At 62.7% G+C, this 18042-nt stretch carries 19 protein-coding genes and 1 pseudogene; 10 read left to right on the forward strand and 10 right to left on the reverse strand.

Going from position 1 to position 18042, the window contains the following annotated elements; genetic code table 11:
- The 4 genes from AABE10_RS00005 to AABE10_RS00020 form a co-directional block, all read right to left on the reverse strand.
- Positions 1–394 (reverse strand): aminopeptidase P family N-terminal domain-containing protein (locus AABE10_RS00005; protein WP_342931270.1); only part of this gene is annotated, 394 nt, incomplete at its 3' end.
- Positions 395–403: 9 nt separating this feature from the next.
- Entirely contained in the window at positions 404–1405 is a 1002-nt protein-coding gene (locus AABE10_RS00010; protein ID WP_342931271.1) for a cyclodeaminase, read from the reverse strand.
- A 159-nt stretch (positions 1406–1564) separates the two neighbouring features.
- Positions 1565–2539 (reverse strand): hydroxyectoine utilization dehydratase EutB, encoded by a 975-nt coding sequence (gene eutB / locus AABE10_RS00015; protein WP_342932212.1) that lies wholly within the window; start codon positions 2537–2539, stop codon positions 1565–1567.
- Positions 2540–2723: 184 nt separating this feature from the next.
- Positions 2724–4121, reverse strand: coding sequence for a PLP-dependent aminotransferase family protein (locus AABE10_RS00020; protein WP_342931272.1), 1398 nt, complete (start codon positions 4119–4121; stop codon positions 2724–2726).
- A gap of 221 nt (positions 4122–4342) precedes the next feature.
- Here AABE10_RS00020 and ehuB point away from each other — a divergent pair, with 221 nt between their 5' ends.
- The 4 genes from ehuB (at position 4343) to ehuA (ending at position 7535) form a co-directional block, all read left to right on the forward strand.
- Positions 4343–5197 (forward strand): ectoine/hydroxyectoine ABC transporter substrate-binding protein EhuB, encoded by an 855-nt coding sequence (ehuB, locus tag AABE10_RS00025; protein WP_342931273.1) that lies wholly within the window; start codon positions 4343–4345, stop codon positions 5195–5197.
- A gap of 126 nt (positions 5198–5323) precedes the next feature.
- Positions 5324–5995, forward strand: a complete 672-nt coding sequence (gene ehuC / locus AABE10_RS00030; protein ID WP_342931274.1) for an ectoine/hydroxyectoine ABC transporter permease subunit EhuC — start codon at positions 5324–5326, stop codon at positions 5993–5995.
- Entirely contained in the window at positions 5992–6651 is a 660-nt protein-coding gene (gene ehuD, locus AABE10_RS00035) for an ectoine/hydroxyectoine ABC transporter permease subunit EhuD (RefSeq protein ID WP_342931275.1), read from the forward strand. The genes ehuC and ehuD overlap by 4 nt, the downstream gene beginning before the upstream one ends.
- A gap of 59 nt (positions 6652–6710) precedes the next feature.
- Complete coding sequence (gene ehuA / locus AABE10_RS00040) at positions 6711–7535, forward strand: ectoine/hydroxyectoine ABC transporter ATP-binding protein EhuA (protein ID WP_342931276.1); 825 nt, start codon at positions 6711–6713, stop codon at positions 7533–7535.
- A 56-nt stretch (positions 7536–7591) separates the two neighbouring features.
- Here the strand turns inward: ehuA and AABE10_RS00045 are convergent.
- The 5 genes and pseudogenes from AABE10_RS00045 to AABE10_RS00065 all read right to left on the reverse strand — a co-directional run bounded on the left by AABE10_RS00045 (position 7592) and on the right by AABE10_RS00065 (position 12478).
- Positions 7592–8995 (reverse strand): annotated as a pseudogene (locus AABE10_RS00045) (MFS transporter).
- Between the two features lie 152 nt (positions 8996–9147).
- Positions 9148–9912, reverse strand: coding sequence for a phosphocholine cytidylyltransferase family protein (locus AABE10_RS00050; RefSeq protein WP_342931277.1), 765 nt, complete (start codon positions 9910–9912; stop codon positions 9148–9150).
- 21 nt (positions 9913–9933) lie between these two features.
- Positions 9934–10938 (reverse strand): flippase-like domain-containing protein, encoded by a 1005-nt coding sequence (locus AABE10_RS00055; protein ID WP_342931278.1) that lies wholly within the window; start codon positions 10936–10938, stop codon positions 9934–9936.
- A complete protein-coding gene (locus tag AABE10_RS00060; RefSeq protein ID WP_342931279.1) occupies positions 10935–11792 on the reverse strand; it encodes a HalD/BesD family halogenase in 858 nt (285 codons plus the stop codon). The genes AABE10_RS00055 and AABE10_RS00060 overlap by 4 nt, the downstream gene beginning before the upstream one ends.
- Complete coding sequence (locus tag AABE10_RS00065; protein WP_342931280.1) at positions 11789–12478, reverse strand: CDP-alcohol phosphatidyltransferase family protein; 690 nt, start codon at positions 12476–12478, stop codon at positions 11789–11791. The genes AABE10_RS00060 and AABE10_RS00065 overlap by 4 nt, the downstream gene beginning before the upstream one ends.
- Before the next feature lie 345 nt (positions 12479–12823).
- On the opposite strand from AABE10_RS00065, the gene AABE10_RS00070 reads away from it, so the two are divergent.
- Together AABE10_RS00070 and AABE10_RS00075 are read left to right on the forward strand one after the other, a co-directional pair.
- Positions 12824–13261: a hypothetical protein gene (locus AABE10_RS00070; RefSeq protein ID WP_342931281.1), complete on the forward strand. Its 438-nt coding sequence runs from the start codon at positions 12824–12826 to the stop codon at positions 13259–13261.
- 602 nt (positions 13262–13863) lie between these two features.
- Entirely contained in the window at positions 13864–14298 is a 435-nt protein-coding gene (locus AABE10_RS00075) for an HIT family protein (protein WP_342931282.1), read from the forward strand.
- Between the two features lie 42 nt (positions 14299–14340).
- Here the strand turns inward: AABE10_RS00075 and AABE10_RS00080 are convergent, their stop codons facing one another.
- Complete coding sequence (locus AABE10_RS00080) at positions 14341–14844, reverse strand: hypothetical protein (RefSeq protein ID WP_342931283.1); 504 nt, start codon at positions 14842–14844, stop codon at positions 14341–14343.
- Between the two features lie 98 nt (positions 14845–14942).
- On the opposite strand from AABE10_RS00080, the gene AABE10_RS00085 reads away from it, so the two are divergent.
- From AABE10_RS00085 to AABE10_RS00100, 4 genes are all read left to right on the forward strand, one after another.
- On the forward strand, positions 14943–15308 hold the full coding sequence (locus AABE10_RS00085; RefSeq protein ID WP_342931284.1) for a hypothetical protein: 366 nt from the start codon (positions 14943–14945) through the stop codon (positions 15306–15308).
- A 221-nt stretch (positions 15309–15529) separates the two neighbouring features.
- Positions 15530–16684, forward strand: coding sequence for a porin (locus AABE10_RS00090; protein WP_342931285.1), 1155 nt, complete (start codon positions 15530–15532; stop codon positions 16682–16684).
- 350 nt (positions 16685–17034) lie between these two features.
- Positions 17035–17373: a sugar ABC transporter ATPase gene (locus AABE10_RS00095; protein WP_342931286.1), complete on the forward strand. Its 339-nt coding sequence runs from the start codon at positions 17035–17037 to the stop codon at positions 17371–17373.
- Positions 17374–17501: 128 nt separating this feature from the next.
- Positions 17502–18011 (forward strand): metal-dependent hydrolase, encoded by a 510-nt coding sequence (locus tag AABE10_RS00100; RefSeq protein WP_342931287.1) that lies wholly within the window; start codon positions 17502–17504, stop codon positions 18009–18011.
- Positions 18012–18042 lie beyond the last annotated feature (31 nt).

Raw genomic sequence — 18042 nt, forward strand, 5'->3', positions numbered from 1 at the left:
CGATGCGGCGCGACTGCCAGCCGCGCGCCTCGATCACTTCGCGCGCGAGATAGTCCATCGGATGACGCTCGGTGGACTGCACGTAGTGATCGGGATAGCCGATGATGTTCTCGCGCTTCATGAACACCGTGCGCAGCGCGCCGTTCGCATCCTGTCCACGGCCGTACCAGACGGGCTCGCCGTCGAGCGCGAGCAGCACGCATTGATGCACGTAGAACGACCAGCCGTCGTAGCCCGTGAGCCACGCCATGTTGGTCGGGTCGGTGACGATCAGCAGATCGATCTGCGCCTTCTCCATCGCCTTGCGTGTCTTCGCGATGCGTGCGTCGTATTCGGCGCGATCGAAAGGCAAACGAACCACGGGGGTCGCCGCCTGTTGGGATGTATCTGACATGGTCTCCTCTCAGCGCTTCATGTCGTTACGGAAAATGGTGCCTGCGTTGGCCGCGCGGGCGCGCGCGACGGCGAGCGTCGCGATGGCCGTGTCCTGCGCGCCCGTGCCCGTGAGATCGCACAGCGTGATGTCGCTGTCGCTCGTGCGTCCTTTGGCCTGTCCTGCGATGACCTGTCCAAGCTCTGCGTGCTTTGCATTCGCATCGACGACACTGGCCTCGATCGCGTGATGCAATTCGCCGAGCACGCGCGTCTGCGTGACGCGATCGCACACGTAGCGCGCCGCCGCGAGTGCTTGCGGCGCAATTTCGTTCTTGTGTTCCGCGTCCGAGCCCATCGCCGTGATGTGCAGGCCGGGATGCAGATCGGCGGCGTGGATCAGCGGCTCGGTGCTCGGCGTCGTGGTGATAGCGATGTCGGCTTCGGCGAGCGCGTGATGAACGTCGCGCGCGACTTCAGCGGCAATGTGCAATTGCGCGGACATGTCGGCTGCGAATTGCTCGGCGTTCGCGCGATTGCGCGCCCACACGTTGACGCGCTCGATCTTCCGCACCATCGACAATGCGTGCAATTGCAGACGCGCCTGCTCGCCCGCGCCGATCACGGCAACGCTCGGCGCCTGTTGCTTCGCGAGCCAGCGCGCCGCGACGGCGCCTGCGGCCGCCGTCCGCACGGCCGTCAGATAGCCGTTGTCGAGCAACACCGCTTCCGTGAGGCCTGTTTTTGCGGACAGAACGAGCATCAGTCCGTTGAGGCTCGGCAGACCGAGCTTCGGGTTATCGAAGAAGCCGGGGCTCACCTTGATCGCGAAGCTGTCGAAGCGCGGCAGGTAGGCCGTCTTCACATCGACTTCGCCGCGATGCTCGGGCAGATCGAGCCGCAAGATGGGCGGCATCGCGACGGGCTCCGTGGCGAGCGATAGAAACGCGGATTCGACCTGATCGATCGCGGCCAGATCGAGCGGCACGAGTTCGCGCAATTGCGATTCGCCCAAGAGAGTAATGGCAGTCATGCAGTGTCTCCTTTCTGGACCCGAGTTGGCGCTTGTCGGCTGGAGTTAGTGCTTCAGCACTTACTCCAGCCCCATGCAAAGCTCTTGCTCCGATCCCGTGCAACCTGTTTGCGCGGCCAGCGTCGGCTTTGACTCTCGGCGCTGGCCCACGCAACCTGTTCAGCCCGCGCGCACGATGCGGCGATGCTGGCTCATGTCGATATTGGCGCCCGTCACGATCAGCACGATCGGGCCTTGAAAATCAGGGGCATTGTGCAAACGCTGCGCGAGCACCGCCGCGATGCCGACGGCGGCCGCACCTTCGAGCACCAGCCGTTCGTGTTCGTAGGCATGCACGAGGCCGCGCGCGATCGTCGCTTCGTCGAGCAGCACGACTTCGTCGATCAGCTCGCGCGTGATCGGGAACGTGTACTGGTTGTCGAGCCCGATGCCGCCGCCCAGCGAATCCGCGAGCGACTCGACTTCATCGACGAGCACGGGCTTGCCCGCCTCGAGGCTCGCGTGCATCGCGGCGCCGCGTTCCATCGTCACGCCCGTCATGCGCACCGCGCGATTGATCTGCTTCGACGCAAACGCGATACCCGCGAAGAGCCCGCCGCCCGACAACGGGACGACGACGTGCGCGACATCGGGCAAGTCTTCGGCGATTTCGACGCCGATGGTCGCCTGTCCCGCGATGACGTCGAGATGATCGAACGGCGGCACATACGCATAGCCCTCTTCGCGCACGAGGCGTTGTGCTTCCACCTGCGCGTCGTCCTGGCTCTTGCCGACGATGCGCGCCTGCGCGCCGAGCGCGCGCACGGCCTCGACCTTGTTCGACGGCACGAGCGACGACATGCACACCGCCGCTTTGATGCCGAGCGCGCGCGCCGCATGCGCGACGGCGCGCCCATGATTGCCCGTCGACGCCGTCACCACGCGCTTGCATCCCGTTTCCGCAAGACGCACGAGCGCGTTCGTCGCGCCGCGCAGCTTGAAGCTGCCCGTCGGCTGGACCGTTTCGAGCTTCAGATAGACAGGATTTTTCGCAATCGCCGACAACGTGGGCGATTCGACGAGCGGCGTGCGCAGCACGCGCCCTTCGATACGGCGTCGAGCGCGATAGACATCGGCAAGCGAGAGAACGGACATTGGCATCGGCCCTGCATGAAAAACGCGACCGATGCGGAAAACCCCAGACGTCAGTATTTCAGTACGTTGAAGGTGGGCCACACCGGACTCAGTGCGGCCAGTCTAATGTTCTAAATATTCTTTTCTATTGTCCTGGTACATTTCGTTTTGCATCGCTGCGCGCTCGCCCGATGCAGCCATACGATCACCCGAAGTCATGCACCTGCGGATACTGCTCGAACACGTCGTGCATCGTTTCAAGCGCTTCCTGATACACCTCTTCGCTCACTTCCGCGCCCACGCACAGCCGCACCGCATTGGGCCGTTCCGCGCCGCGCACGAGGAACGGATCGGGCGACGTCACCGCGATATCGCGATTGCGCAACTCGCGCACGAGCCGGTCCGCCTGCCAGTGATCGGGCACGCGCAGCCACACGGACAGCGCATGCGGATGCGAGCCGAGCACATACGGTCCGAGTATTTTCTGCACGAGCGCCTGGCGCTTCGCGAGCCGCTCGCGCTGCATCTCCACCAGACGCGCGGCCGTGCCGTCGTTGATCCAGCGCGTCGCTACTTCCGCGATCGGCGAGTTCGCCATCCAGCTGCTGACGCGCAACACGCTCTCGACCCGCAGCGCGAGACGTCGCGGCGTCGTCATATAGCCCGTGCGCAAGCCCGCCATCACCGATTTCGTCATGCTCGTGCAGTAGAACGACAGCTCGGGGATGTGGCTCGAAATCGGCGCGGGACGCGTGGCAGGCAACGGACCATAGACGTCGTCTTCGATTATGTACACGCCATAGCGCTCGGCGATGCGCGCAATCGCACGGCGCCGCGATTCGGGCATCAGCGCGACGGTCGGATTGTTGAGCGTCGGCGTGCAGACCAGCGCGGTAATGCGCTCGCTATCGCACATCTCTTCGAAATGCTCGGGATGGATGCCGTATTCGTCGATCTCCAGCCCTTTCAACGTAAACCCCAGGACATTCGCGGAGCCGATCACGCCGTGATCGGTCAGACTTTCGCACAGCACGGTATCGCCGGGACCGACCAGCGATGCAAGCGCGAGAAAGATGCCGTGGGCCGCGCCGTTGGTGACGAGCAGCGTATCGACGGAAGCCGGCATGCCGAGCGACTCCAGCCACGCAATGCCCGCCTGCCGGTGATGCTCGAAGCCCGCGATGGGCCTGAACGCGCGTATCCACGGCTGGTCGTCGATCTTCGCGAGCGTCGCGCAGACCTTGCGCCACATCGCGTCGTGCTCGGGCGTATGGATGATGCGCGCAATCGAAAAGTCGACCACGGAGCGCTCGGCCGTATCGAGCATGTAGTTCGACATCGTCTCCGTCACGCGCTCGGCGACGAAGCTGCCGCGCCCCACTTCGCAGCGGATCAGCCCTTGCCGCTCCAGCTCCTTATAAGCGTTCGTCACCGTCTGCACGCTGATCGACAGTTCCGAAGCGACATCGCGCTGCGGCGGCAGACGCGCGCCCGCGCGCAGCGATTCGCTTTCGATATCCGTTGCAATCGCCTTCACCAGCCGTTTGTATTTCGACTCGACGCCACGCACCGCGCCGACCGCATCACGCCATTGTTCTATCACTACAGTCTCCAGTATCTACAGCATGCATAGTGCGACGAAAGCAGCCCGGAAAATAATTGTCCTAGTGCAATGGGAACAAAAAAATGGCTTTGTATGCTGCGCTCATGGTTCGGTTCCGGGTCGCGAAAAACGCTGGAACCCTTGCCACACCGGGTTTTCCCGGGGATCGCGCCGCTGCGGCACGACATTCATTACTTTTACTTTCGCCCTACGGAATCGACATGAAATCGAAGCGCACGTCCGTCATGCTCGGCGCCCTCTGCCTCGCGGCAGCCGGCCTTGCCATGCACACCCAGTTCGCGTCGGCTGAAACGACGTTGCAGCGCATCCAGCGCACCGGCGAAGTCCGCATCGGCTATGCGAACGAAGCACCGTTCGCCTATACGACACCCGATGGCAAGGTGACGGGCGAATCGCCGGAAATCTCGCGCAAGGTCTTCGAGAAGCTCGGCGTAAAGAAAGTGGATGCCGTGTTGACCGAATGGGGCTCGCTGATTCCGGGCCTGCGCGCGGGCCGCTTCGACGTCATTGCCGCCGGCATGTACATCACGCCGGAGCGCTGCAAGCAGGTCGCTTTTGCCGATCCGCAATATCAGATCCAGGACACGCTGCTCGTGACGAAGGGCAACCCGAAGAACCTGCATAGCTTTGCCGATATCGCGAAGCAGCCGGACCTGAAGCTGGCCGTGATGGCGGGCGCCGTCGAAGTCGCCAATTCGCGCGACGCGGGCGTGAAGGACACGCAACTGCTGCAGGTTCCCGATACGACGGCGCAGCTTCAGGCAGTGCGCACGCGCCGTGCCGATGCGGCAGCGGGCACGGCGCTCACGATGAAGGGCCTCGCCGCGAAGGACGCGGGCCAGGTCGAAACGGTCTCCTTTTTCAAGGACGATCCGAAGCATACGGGCTATGGCGCGCTCGCGTTCCGCCCCGAAGACACCGATCTGCGCGATGCCGTGAACAAGCAGCTGCATCAATGGCTCGGCACGCCCGATCATCTCGCGACCGTCGGACCGTTCGGCTTCGACAAGTCCAATGTGACGACGAAGACGGCCGCCGAAATCTGCGGCCAGTGATTCGCCGCTCACGCATCGGGCCGCAGACCATGCAGCGCGATCGCACGCCGGGGGAGGCACTCAAAATGCTTCCCCAGTTCAATCCGAGGCGCGCCGATGCGCCGTCATGCAAGCGAGGCCACCGCCATGCGTGAACTGTTTCCCCTGCTGCTGCAAGGCACGCTCGTCACGATCGAGATCGCCGTGTTCGGCACGCTGCTCGCAATCGTGATGGCGTTCGTCGGCACGGCCACGAGGCTCTCGCCGTGGGCGCCGTTGCGCTGGATCGGCAACGTGTATGTCGAGGTGTTTCGCGGCACGTCGCTGCTCGTGCAGCTCTTCTGGTTCTTCTTCGTGCTGCCGCTGCCGCCGTTCCGGATCGAACTGACGCCGTTCACGGTGGCGATCGTCGGGCTCGGCCTGCACTACGGCGCGTATGGTTCGGAGATCCTGCGCGGCGCGCTGCGCTCGGTGCCGGGCGGCCAGTTCGAAGCGGCGCTCGCGTTGAACATGTCGGCATTCTCGCGCATGCGCCGCATCATCCTGCCGCAAGCGATGATCAACGCGCTGCCGCCCGCAACCAATCTGATGATCGAATTGCTGAAGGGCACGTCGCTCGTATCGCTCATTACGCTGTCCGATCTCACGTTCCGCGCACGCCAGCTCGACGAAGCGACGTTCAAGACGGCCGAGATCTTCTGCCTCACGCTCGTCATCTACTTCGTGCTCGCGCAGTTGCTCGCCACGCTGATGCGCTACTTCGAGCGGCGCGTGAGCCACGGCATCGTCGTTCGAACCGTGCCAAAGGCGGCGTCATGAATCAATTCTTCGATTTGCAGTACGCCGCGCACATCCTGCCTCAACTCGCGCGCGCATCGGTGTACACGATATTGATCACGCTGGTCGGCTTCGCGATCGCGCTCGTGCTTGGCCTCGTGCTCGCGATCCTGCGGCGCAGCCACGTCAAGGCCGTGTCGCGCACGGTGGCGTTCATCGTCGAGTTCATCCGCAGCACGCCGCTGCTGATCCAGGTGTACGTGCTCTACTATGTGCTGCCCGTCTACGGCATCACGATGTCCGCGCTGATGGCGGGCACGATCGGCATTGCGCTGCACTATGCGTGCTATACGTCCGAGGTGTATCGCGCGGGCCTGAACGGCGTCGCGCGCGGGCAGTGGGAAGCGGCGTGCGCGTTGTCGCTGTCGCCGTGGCGCACGTATGCCGGCGTGATTCTTCCGCAAGCGGTGCGGCCCGTCATTCCCGCGCTCGGCAACTATCTCGTCGCGATGTTCAAGGACACGCCCGTGCTGTCGGCCATCACCGTCGTCGAACTGATGCAGCAGGCGAAGAACGTCGGCTCGGAAACATTCCGCTATCTGGAGCCGATCACGCTCGCTGGCTTGTTCTTTCTTGTCATCAGCATTACGTTCGCACAACTCGTGCGGCGACTCGAATTCCGTTTGAGGCTGCCATGAAGTCGCGCACCGACATCGATACCCACTTGCACTCCGAGTCCCCCGTGATGGAGAAAGAGATGAAGCGAGACACTGTATCCGCGCTCAGCGGCACGCCGAATGCAAGCGGCCAACAGCCGATGGTGCGCTTCGCGGGCGTGACGAAGCGCTACGGCGCGCTCACCGTGCTCGACGAACTCGATCTGGACATTGCGCCCAACGAGAAAGTCGCCATCATCGGGCCGAGCGGCTCGGGCAAGTCGACGCTGCTGCGCGTATTGATGACGCTCGATCCGCTGACGGGCGGCATGATCGAAGTGGACGGCGAGCCGTTGACCCATATGCGCAAGAACGGCGGCCTTGTGCCCGCATCGCCTGCGCATTTGCGGCGCGTGCGCAGCAAGATCGGCATGGTGTTTCAGAGCTTCAATCTGTTCCCGCACATGACAGCACTCGCGAATACGATCGAAGCGCCGATGCAGGTGCTCGGGCTGTCGCGCAAGGAAGCGACGGAACGCTCGCGCGAACTGCTGTCGATGGTCGGGCTCGAGGACAAGTGCAATCACTATCCGTCGCAGCTGTCGGGCGGTCAGCAGCAGCGCGTCGCGATCGCGCGTGCGCTCGCGATGCGTCCGAAGGTGATGCTGTTCGACGAAGTGACGTCCGCGCTCGACCCCGAGTTATGCGGCGAAGTGCTGAACGTGATTCGCCGGCTCGGCGAAGAACACAATCTGACGATGCTGATGGTCACGCACCAGATGGGCTTCGCACGCGAATTCGCGGATCGCGTGTGCTTCTTCTCGCAAGGCAAGATCATCGAACAAGGGCCGCCGCAGCAGTTCTTCACGTCACCGCAACATGAGCGCACGCAGCAGTTCCTGCGCGCGGTGCGCGAAGCCGTTTGACGGTTTGATCGCGGGCTTCGACGCGGCGTTCATCCCGCATTAGCGGAGCGCGCGCGTCAGGCCCGCCCTCTGCCGCCGCGCGCGAGTTCTTCCCCGCTGTTGTGCGGCAGCTTCGCCGTGACGGGTATTGAAGCCAGCGAGAACAGGCCGATCGCGAGAAACGCGGGCCAGAAGTCGGTCCATACGATGGACGGATGGCCTTGCAATTCGTGCGAAATCTGCAGCACGATCCCCGCAACCGTCACGCCGAGACCCAGCGATATCTGCTGGACGACGCTCGCGACACTCGTCGCGCGTCCGACGTCGCTGCTCGGAATGTCCGCATACGCGAGCGAGTTCAGCGACGTGAACTGCAACGACGGAAACACGCCGCCGAACAGCACGACACACCAGATCAACATGTGCGGCGTGTTCGGCGTGAACAATGCATAGCTCGCGATCGCGCAGCCTGCGAGCAGCGCGTTGAACATCAGCACGCGTCGAAAGCCGAAGCGCGCGAGCACCGACGAAGCAATCGTCTTCATAAATATCGAGCCGAACGCCGACGCGCACGTGATTGTGCCCGCAACGAACGGCGTCATGCCGAGCCCTTCCTGCAGCTTCAGCGGCAGCAGAAACGGTACGGCGCCAAGCCCGATGCGAAAGAGCGAGCCGCCGACCACGCTCGCATGAAAGCTCGGAATGCGCAGCAGCTTCAGATCGAGCACGGGCCGCTCGACACGGCTCGCGTAACGCCAGTAGACCAACAGCAATGCCGCGCCGAGCACGCACATCGTCACGGATACGCTGTTCGATACGAGTTCGCCGCCCACCAGCGACAACCCCAGCATGAAGAGCGACGCGCCGCTCGCCGACAGAAAGAAGCCCGCCCAGTCGAGCGGCCCCGGATGCGCTTCGCGCATGTTCGCGATGTGCCGGTTCGTGAGCCAGATGCCGAAAAGGCCAATCGGAATGTTGACGATGAAGATCAGGCGCCAGTGCAGATACGTCGTGATGAAGCCGCCGAGCGGCGGTCCGATCACGGGCCCGAGCAGCGCCGGCACGGTCAGCTAGTTGACCGCGCGGATGAAGTCCGACTTCGGCACCGAACGGAAAATAATGATGCGTCCGACGGGCACCATCATCGCGCCGCCGATGCCTTGCACGAAACGCGCGGCGACGAAGAGCGGCAGATTCGTCGAGGCCGCCGCCATCAGCGAGCCCGCCATGAAGACGCCGATCGCCGTGCGAAACACGGAACGCGGACCATAGCGGTCGGCGACCCAGCCGCAAACGGGAATGAAGACGCCCAGGCCGATCACGTAGCTGGTGATCGCGAGCTTCAGTGTGATGGGATCGTGCCCGAGGTCGCGGGCGAGAACCGGCAGGGATGTGACGAGAACCGTCGAATCGACGTTTTCCATGAACATCGCGCACGCGACGATCAACGGAACGATGAATGCGCCTAGTGCCAGGGGCATGGTTGAGCAAGCGACAACGGGGCGACCGTCGGCGTAAAGCCGCAATTATCGCACCGGCTCAACAAACGATGTTGCGACGCTTGCAGCTAAAGAAAATCGCGTGCCGGTTGCCCGTGCACGCGATTCTTTACAGCGCTGTCTATGATGCCGGCTTAGCGCGCCGCGCCCACCAGCGGTTGCAGCATCGGCAGGATTTCCGCCGCCGCGCGCTCGACGTCGTTCTGGAAGTCGATTTCGATCCACGGCGCGCCCGTCACGTCAGCCGTATCGAATACATGGCTGCGTTCAAGCAGCAGATCGCGCACGGCTTCTTCGTGAGGCATTTTCGCGCGGCCGCTATCGACGTAGCCCGCGACGATCTCGGCAAAGCGCTTCGCCGTTTCTTCGCGCAGACGGAAAAAGCCGACCGATTCGCCGATCGTGTCGTAATCGAGCCCGACGGCCAGTTGCTTGCGCAACTCGACGGGCACGCCGTTTTTCAGGCACAGCTTGACGGGCTCGTCGCCCGTTTCGAAATCGCGGTCGATGAGCAGGCGGTTCGTATGATCGCCTGCGACCAGCGCGCTCAGGATGCGTTCGTCGTACAGCACGTCGGCGTCCATCAGCAGCACGTCGCCGCCGCGCGTCATGGCGTCCGCGACCGTGTGCACCGTCAGCACGCTGCCGAGGTCAAAGCGCGGGTTCAGCTTGATCTCGACCTTGTGCGGCCATTCGATCCGCTTCAGTTCGGCTTCGACCAGTTCCGGCTGGAAGCCGAGCGCGAGCACGACTTCATCGACGCCCGCAGCATCGAGCATCTGCAGATGACGCTCGAGCAGGGTCACGCCGTCGAAACGCAGCAGGCATTTGGGAAACTGTTCTCCGGCGGGTTGCTGGAGACGCAGGCCAAGACCTGCAGCAAGAATGATGGCGCGCATTCGCGGTCCTTTCCAAAGATATCAATCGACAGCGGGCAGACGCGTTGCGCGCCGCCGCTGCCAGCTACGTTCGCTGAAATGCAGATAGAGCAGGCCCGGCAAGCCGAGCAGCAGCTCGCGCGCGCGCTTCACCAGCGACAGCGCGAGCGCCGCTTCGGGCGGCAGGCCGACGAGCGGCGCGAGCAGCAGATAGCCGCCTTCCTGGACGCCGAGCGAGCCAGGAATTGCGAAGGCCGCGCCGCGGATCGCCTGGCCGAGGCTTTCGAGCAACAGCGCGTCGATCCAGCCGACGGGATGGCCGAGAAAGCGCAGCGCGAGCCACACCTCAGCGGTGCCGACGATCCAGCCCGCGAGGCTCAGCGCAAAGCTCGCAGCGACCTTGCGACGCTTGCCGTACAGTTCGCGCACGGCAACGTCGACGGCATCGGCGCGCGTTGTCAGCGACGACCAGTCGCGCTTGCCGAACACCTTCGACAGCACGCGCAGCGCCTTTCCGAACAGGCCGCGCCGCTGCGCCATATAGAAGCCGACGATCATCGCGCCGAGCACGCCCGTTGCGATCAGCGCGGCCGTCTGCAGGTCGTGCATCGCGCCGTGCGCCGCCGATGCGCCGAACAGCAGCAAGCCGAGCATCGCGAAGACGATCTGCGCGAGCGCCTGCAATGTCGTGCTGACGGTGATCGCCGCAGCGGCGTCGCGCATGCGCAGACCGCGCTGCGACAGTTGGCGCACCATCATCACCGGCCCGCCAATCTGACCGGCCGGCAACAGGCTGTTTACCGATTCGCCGATCCAGCGCGCGAACACCGCGTCGCGCCCGGTGACGTGCCTTGCTTTCCTGTCGAACATCACAGAAATCGCTCCCGCGTCGAGCACGAGCGGCAGCAGATGGAACGCGGCGACGAGCGCGAGGCCCCAGCCCGCTGCCATCAGCGTCGACACGACAGGGCCGAAACCCTGCCATGCGAGCAGTGCGACGAACAGCGCGCCGCCGATCGACAGCAGGATCATCGCGGCGCGCGTCACACGCCTTCTCCCCTGGCGTTGCGGCGCGCGAACTGGCTGAACACCTGGCGGAAGCCGAAGTACGCGATCGCGTCCTTCAGATTCGAAATCACGCGGCGCCACGGGCGCATGTTCGGGTCCGTCACGTATTCGAACGTCAGCGACACGCGCATTTCGTTGTCGAGTGCGGGCGTGATGCGATGACGCAGCTTGTCGCCATCGAAGAACACGAGGCCGCCCGGCGGAATCTGCACCGAACCGGGCACATCGGCTTTGTCGGGGTTGCGCGTGTGCAGCTCGTAGTCGAGACGGCACGACGATTCGTCGATCACGCCGAGCAGCAGCGTATAGCGGCGACCGTCGTAATACGACGTGTCGTAGTGCCAGCCGATATGGTCGCCGGGCTTCGTGTAGTAGTAGAGCGCGTACGCGTGCGGATCGTCGGGCGGCGACAGCAGCAGCGTGTCGCCCGTCAGATGCTCGAGCCAGCCGATCAGCTCCTTCGAGCGATAAAGCTGCGCGATGAACGGCGCGAGACGGTCGATCGTATGGCGGCTGACGCTGCCGCCCTGCTTGTGCCCCGGCAGATAGTTGCGGTTCACTTCGGGCAAGAGCGCGCGCGCGGCTGCGATCAGTTGCGCCGTCACTTCCGGCGCGAGGAAATCTTCGAGGTAAAGAAACGCGCTCTGGTCGTCGAAATTCTTGCGCAACTGCGCGTTGTCGAACGCGCGGACGCGGCTCGCGACGGCGAGGTCCGCATCCGGCGCGGCGTTCGCGGATGACGAAGCGGTCCCGGAAACAGCAGAAGCCGGCGCGAGGCCGGCATTGTTCAACGAGTTGGATGTGGTCACGTGTTCTTCTGCGGGCGTGCTCATCGGCTCACCCATGCCTGACTGGTTTCTTGCGCCGAGCGCGATCGGCGCGCGACGCGACGGTAGTCGATCACCACATACACAGCAAAGAGCGGAGCGCCGATCGACGCGGCCACGAGAAACGGTGCTACGCCGTTCATCAGCGTGACGAGGGGCAGCAGATACAGAATGTCTTCCGTCTCGAAGCCGCCGACGGACGCCTGTTTGGTGCCCGCCTTGCCCGCCATCTCCTCGATGCGCATGCGCAGGAAAAAGATCAGCGCAACCGCGATGCCCGCGACGGTGCCGAGCAGGAACGGCGGCACGGCGACGCCGATCAGACTGCCGACTTGCGATGACGTCATTCCGTAGCCCATTCCGGCGAACAGCAGCACGGTGACGAGCGCATCGGAGGCGAGGTCGTAAAAGTGACCGATGCGGCTCGACTTGCCGCTGACGCGCGCAAGCTCGCCGTCCGTGTGATCGACGAAGTTGGACAGCACGATCAGAAACGCGCCGACGTTGGTCCACGCGAAACCGCCGCGCGCCAATGCGAGGCCGCCTGCAAGACCGATCAGCAGGCGTACCGTCGTCAGATGGTTGGGCGTAACGGGTGTATCGACGAGCGGCATGATGAGCCGCCGGGCGAGCCGGGCGTCCCACATTTTGGGCGGCGGGACGTTCCGAGGGGGATTGGATTGCGAAGTCATAACCCGGAAATATATACGGGATCGCGTTTTCTTGCCTCGGTCACTCACAATTATGTGGCTTTTCAATGACCTACCCATGGTTGACCTGACAGCACGATTTGTCGAACGCAGGTACAGTGCGCGTCTGTTGCGCAGTTGTTACCGGGTCTTGTCGCGCAGTTGCGGCGTGGAGCGCTTTTGGCCGTGCGTTTGCCCGTGCATTTGCCCGTGCGTTTGCCCGCGCATTTGCCGGTTATGTAGCCGTTATTTTGATTCGCCTCGCGTGAATCGCCGTTGATTTTCCCATTGCTCTTTCATTTGAAGCTGACCGCGCGCGAGCCGTTGCGCGGATGTCTTGTCGATACCATGAAACGCTTTTCTGTCCGCCCTGTTCTCTTTGCGCTGATGCTGTCGGCGCTGCCGTTTGCCGCGCGCGCCGCGTCGCTCGACGCCGCGCTCGCTTGCGACGAATCGGCGCACAAGTTCATCGCGGATCTGGCCGCCCAGCAACTGATCGATCCGAAGCCGATGCGCGTCGAGAGCAATTCGATCAACGCGTTTAGTCCCGTGCGCGGCGCGAACCTGGACGCGTATGGCTTCAGTGTGTTCGCCGTCGTCGGATACGAACAGGACGATCCCATCTTTCGCGTCGGCAGCGGCGAGCCGCTGGCGAAGTCGGCTTATGGCGCGGTGGTCTGGGGCAGCGACGAGAAAGTGCAAGCCGCCGTCACCGCAGCAGGCAGCACCGCAATCGTCCATCGCGTTGCGCCGCATGTGACGGCGATTTTTTGCAAACGGAGTTAAGTCAACGCGCTTGCGATTCCCCATTGGCTGGCGCATGCGAAGCACGTCAGTTATCAACACTTTTCGTGGGTAAGGCTGTGAGTAACCTGCGCATGAACACGGCAAGTCGTTGATGCGGCTCGGAATGTGTGGACTGCATGCCTCTGCGCTTTCGTCGTGTATCGACGGGTCGGTGCAGCCTGAATCCCCAGTGAGGTTGTCCACACTTTCTGTTCAAAAGGCTGTGAGTAACCTGGGCAAGACCCAGGCAAGTCATTGATGCGACTCGAATTGCGCACGATGCACGCGCCGCCACATCGTTGACGAATCCTCGCTCGTGCCGAAGCGTGACGCCAGCTTTGTCCACAGAATTCGTGGGCAACGATGTGGATAACCTGAGCACACGCCGCGCAAGTACCGAGCGCGAAAGAGAAATCGATGTGCGTTGCGGATCGATGCAACAGTCGTGCAAAGGTCGATGCAACGGGTCAATGCAGTGCATCGATGCAACGCGCCGATACGCCAGCGAATGCGATACGACCGATCTCGTCGGCTAAAATCTCCGGATCATTCATGCACGGCCTTCGACTCACAGCCGATGCGCCCGACCACCGGAGACCCCCATGCCTTACGATCAGCAGAACCCGTTTGCCCGCATCCTGCGCGATGAACTGCCGTCGATCCGCATCTATGAAGACGAGCACACCGTCGCGTTCATGGACATCATGCCGCAGGCCGAAGGTCACGTACTGGTTCTGCCTAAAGAGCCCGCTGCCGAACTCTTCGAACTGTCCGAGGACGCAACCGCCGCCGCGATACGCACGACGCGCAAGGTGGCCATCGCCGTGAAGGCCGTGCTCAATCCGCCCGGCATGATGATCGCGCAACTGAACGGCGCCGCTTCGGGGCAGACGGTGCCTCACGTGCACTTCCACGTGATTCCGCGCCATGACGGCATCCCGCTCAAGATTCACGCGGCCGAACGCGCCGACCTCGATGAACTGCGCGCACTGGCCGAGCGCATCAGGACGGAGCTGGACAAGAACGCGTCCGCCTGAACGCAACCAGCGAGGATCAGCTACCAGCGATATAAAGCGGCGTCAGCCCGGTCGGCAAAAGCCGTTCTCGACCCACGACGCCGCGCTCGCCCTGCTGAGCTTGAAGTTCGGCGCGACTTTAACCTGCGCCAACTGCTCGCCGAGTGCGTCGAACGCGGTGAGCAGCGCATAGGGATCGTCCTCGTCGGGGACGATGTCGAGCGTGACGTCGACGCTCCCCTTGCCCGATTCCACCATCAGCCGCTTGTGCAACTGCGCGTGCAGTTGCTGCTCATGCCGGCGCAGCACTTCGGATGCCGTCTTCACCAGCGTATTGAAAGCGGCAACATCGAGCGGCTTCGGATTCTTCTTGTCGCGGCCCATCGTCCACGGGCCCACCAGCGCAGGCTCTGCCTCGCCGTCCTTGATCATCTCGACGGCCCAGCCGTCGTCGTCCTCGTTCTTGATGATGCGCGCGGTCCAGCCGTTGTCGCACCAGAGGCGGTCTTCGCGCACGGCTTCGGATGCGTTGCCAGCGTCGGATTCGGGAAGAAGCGTATCGGTCATTGCGGGGATGCTCGCGTGTCGTCAGGCGCCATCGAGAGATTTCGGCGCGAAGGCACGCATTCTACCCGCGCCCGCCGTCGCAAATCCGGCCTGGAGCCATGCCTATAACGACAGGACAAGAAAACGATGGCAATTCGCGCTCTAATAAAAGGTTCAATCGAATTGCTATCGATTTACGAAATAGTCCATTCCCGATTATTCAAATGACTCAATCCGTGTTTGAATCGGGCAAAAAAAAGCGGCCCGAAGGCCGCATAAAAACAGATGAAAAAGACAACCCTAGGTCAAGGGGTGAGATGGATTCTATAAGCTACGCGCGCCCGGTTCGAGCCCATTGGCTGGAACAGTACCTTTCCGGAAATCGCATGAATCGACGCTCGCAGATGTCGCTGAAAACGGTTTACATCTGGGTTAACCCGCGCAAGCCCGCCGTGCATCGTCGCTCTGGCGCAACAATCGACTGATTGACAACGTCGCGCGCGACGCTCATCGATTTCAAAAAATCCTTTAAACAAAAATACTTAGCGGCGTTAATTCATCTATTCCCGATTCTGGAAAGTATTGTTGCACGGGACGGAAATAAGCGAATGCATATCGGTAATACACTTCGCTCCGGATCGACAGCACGCATCGCAGCACGTGTTCTGTATTGCGATCTCCACGCAAAGTCTCGGAGTAATAAAGCATGAAAAAAACCCTTATCGTCGCGGGCATTCTCGGCGCATTCGCGGCAACGGCCCACGCGCAAAGCAGCGTGACGCTGTACGGCACGCTGGACGCCGGCCTCGTCTATACGAACAACCAGGCTGGTCACAGCAACTGGCAGCAAGGCAGCGGCACGGTCTCGGATACGTACTTCGGCCTGCGCGGCAGCGAAGACCTGGGTAACGGCCTGCATGCAATCTTCACGTTGGAAAACGGCTTCGACCTGAACAACGGTAGCCTGAAGGAAAGCAACACGCTGTTCAACCGCCAGGCTTACGTCGGCCTGCAGAGCAACCAGTTCGGCACGCTGACCCTCGGCCGCCAGTACGACTCGATGGTCGACTATCTGGCGCCGCTGTCGGCAGCAGGTTCGGGCTTCGGCAACAACCTGGCCGGCCACCCGTTCGACAACGACAACCTCGACAACTCGTTCTCGATCAAGAACGCAGTCAAGTACACGAGCGCGAACTACGCTGGCCTGCAATTCGGCGGCCTGTATGGCTTCTCGAACGAAGCAAACGGCTTCGCGGACAACCGGGCATGGAGCGCGGGCGCTTCGTACAAGAACGGTCCGTTGAACATCGCGGCCGCCTACCTGCAACTGAACAATGCGGGCAGCAACAATACCAACGGCGCGATCTCGGCAGGCCGGGGCGGCGCAGCGCAACTGGCAGCACAGACGCAGCGCTCGTATGGCGTCGGCGCGAATTACACGTATGGCCCGGCAACCGTCGGCCTGCTGTGGACGCACACGCAACTCGACAACCTGCAGAGCGCGAACGTCGGCGGCACGTTCATCAACGGTCTGGCGGGCACGAACCTGCACATGGACAACTACGAAGTGAACGGCCGCTACGCACTGACGCCGGCTCTCGCGCTCGCCGCCGCGTACACGTTCACGGACGGCAAGGTGTCGGGTTCGAACGGCTCGGGCTCGCCGAAGTGGCACACGGTTTCGCTGCAGGGCGACTACTCGCTGAGCAAGCGCACCGATGTATACCTCGAAGGCGTCTACCAGCACGCTTCGGGCAACCTCGGCAACTTCGGCGAGAACGTCGCGGCGATCAACACGTTGACGCCGTCGTCGACGCAAAACCAGACGGCTGTGGCAGTGGGTCTGCGTCACCGCTTCTAAGCAGGTATTCGCGAAGACGGCGGCGCGAAAATGCAGCCGACTCCGTCTTCGACGAGCAACCGAAGACAAACGCGCGCGTGCAGTCCGACGCGCGCGTTTTTATTGCTGCGCGAAAGCATGCGCTATTCGACACCACCGCGTTGCGCTTCGATTCAATTTCTAACACGATGTGGCAATTGCGCGCGACTCGCATGGCTATACTTCGATGCGAACTGTTTGCGATCGTCGCCAGACCATTCGATGAATGAACGTTGAATGAACATCGTGACAACGCAAGCGGTCTTGTCGCGACGCATTGCATCCCGCTTGCGCCCCACGATCCCGCCACATGGAGACGCCGACGACACATCATGAAACGACTCATTCTTCTCGCCCCACTGGCCGTTCTTGCTGCATGCGGATCGTCGCGCGGCCCCGAATCCGGCGCTTCAGCGGAACCGATGGTGTATGCGTCGTCGGCGCGGCCCGCATCCGAAATCGCGCGATGCCTCGACAGCCGCCTGTCGCGCGTGCACGTTTCGAAGAACAATGGCGTGACCGATCTGACCATCGGCTCTTCGTCGAACAGTTCGTATTTCATTTCACTGACGCCCTCGGGTCGCGGCTCCGTCATCAAGGTCGTGCGCGGCACGGGCGACGATCCGCCTGAAGAAGAACTGCGCTTTGCAATCGCGCGCTGCACGACATGATGTGTAAGTCTTCGTAACAGCACGTCCCACGCATGAGCCCGCGAGAGTCGCGGGCTATTTTTTTGCGCATGCTTCTGCGAAGATGGCCGCCCGTGTTTTACCGCGTCGTGCATCGGCGCGCGATATCAATGGCATCGAGCAACGCACATCACGCGACGGGTTGGGCGGCTGGAGCGATCTCCGCTGCGCTGGCTGCGCGGTACGGATACCGCGGCACTTTTCACGTGTGGATCTGGCTGGCGTTTGCAGCGGGGCTCGCCGGCGCGACGGCGCCCGACTGGCTCGAAGTGGCGTGGTGGTCACGCAAGCGGCGTCTGTGGATCACGCATCGCACGGCGACGCACTGGGGTATCGGCTGGATCGCGCTGCTCTTCTTTTCGTGGCAAGCGATGCCACATCATCCTGCTGCCGCCGTCGCGTTTGGATTCGCATGCGGCGGCGTGATGCATCTGCTCGCTGACTGGCCGAATCCTTTAGGCGTGCCCTGGCTCCTCGGGCGTCATTCGCTGAATCTGTGGAACAGCGGGCATTGCGATCTGATCGTTGTCGCCGCGTCCTGGGCGGGCGCCTGGTTCGTGGTGTCTCGTGTGTGGGTGCAAGCCGGTGGGCCGTTGGGTTTGCTGAAGCATCTGTTCTAGCGTGCTACCGCAGACGACACCACCGCCATCA

This window comes from Paraburkholderia diazotrophica (assembly GCF_038900755.1).
In the GTDB taxonomy this organism is placed as follows: Bacteria; Pseudomonadota; Gammaproteobacteria; order Burkholderiales; family Burkholderiaceae; genus Paraburkholderia; species Paraburkholderia diazotrophica_A.

Bases quoted from the DNA above. Each gene is read 5' to 3' on its own strand.
- AABE10_RS00010 (WP_342931271.1), bottom strand. From the start codon at position 1,405: ATGACTGCCATTACTCTCTTGGGCGAATCGCAATTGCGCGAACTCGTG.
- eutB (WP_342932212.1), bottom strand. From the start codon at position 2,539: ATGTCCGTTCTCTCGCTTGCCGATGTCTATCGCGCTCGACGCCGTATC.
- ehuB (WP_342931273.1), top strand. From the start codon at position 4,343: ATGAAATCGAAGCGCACGTCCGTCATGCTCGGCGCCCTCTGCCTCGCG.
- ehuC (WP_342931274.1), top strand. From the start codon at position 5,324: ATGCGTGAACTGTTTCCCCTGCTGCTGCAAGGCACGCTCGTCACGATC.
- ehuD (WP_342931275.1), top strand. From the start codon at position 5,992: ATGAATCAATTCTTCGATTTGCAGTACGCCGCGCACATCCTGCCTCAA.
- ehuA (WP_342931276.1), top strand. From the start codon at position 6,711: ATGAAGCGAGACACTGTATCCGCGCTCAGCGGCACGCCGAATGCAAGC.
- AABE10_RS00050 (WP_342931277.1), bottom strand. From the start codon at position 9,912: ATGCGCGCCATCATTCTTGCTGCAGGTCTTGGCCTGCGTCTCCAGCAA.
- AABE10_RS00060 (WP_342931279.1), bottom strand. From the start codon at position 11,792: ATGAGCACGCCCGCAGAAGAACACGTGACCACATCCAACTCGTTGAAC.
- AABE10_RS00065 (WP_342931280.1), bottom strand. From the start codon at position 12,478: ATGACTTCGCAATCCAATCCCCCTCGGAACGTCCCGCCGCCCAAAATG.
- AABE10_RS00070 (WP_342931281.1), top strand. From the start codon at position 12,824: ATGAAACGCTTTTCTGTCCGCCCTGTTCTCTTTGCGCTGATGCTGTCG.
- AABE10_RS00075 (WP_342931282.1), top strand. From the start codon at position 13,864: ATGCCTTACGATCAGCAGAACCCGTTTGCCCGCATCCTGCGCGATGAA.
- AABE10_RS00080 (WP_342931283.1), bottom strand. From the start codon at position 14,844: ATGACCGATACGCTTCTTCCCGAATCCGACGCTGGCAACGCATCCGAA.
- AABE10_RS00085 (WP_342931284.1), top strand. From the start codon at position 14,943: ATGCCTATAACGACAGGACAAGAAAACGATGGCAATTCGCGCTCTAAT.
- AABE10_RS00090 (WP_342931285.1), top strand. From the start codon at position 15,530: ATGAAAAAAACCCTTATCGTCGCGGGCATTCTCGGCGCATTCGCGGCA.
- AABE10_RS00095 (WP_342931286.1), top strand. From the start codon at position 17,035: ATGAAACGACTCATTCTTCTCGCCCCACTGGCCGTTCTTGCTGCATGC.
- AABE10_RS00100 (WP_342931287.1), top strand. From the start codon at position 17,502: ATGGCATCGAGCAACGCACATCACGCGACGGGTTGGGCGGCTGGAGCG.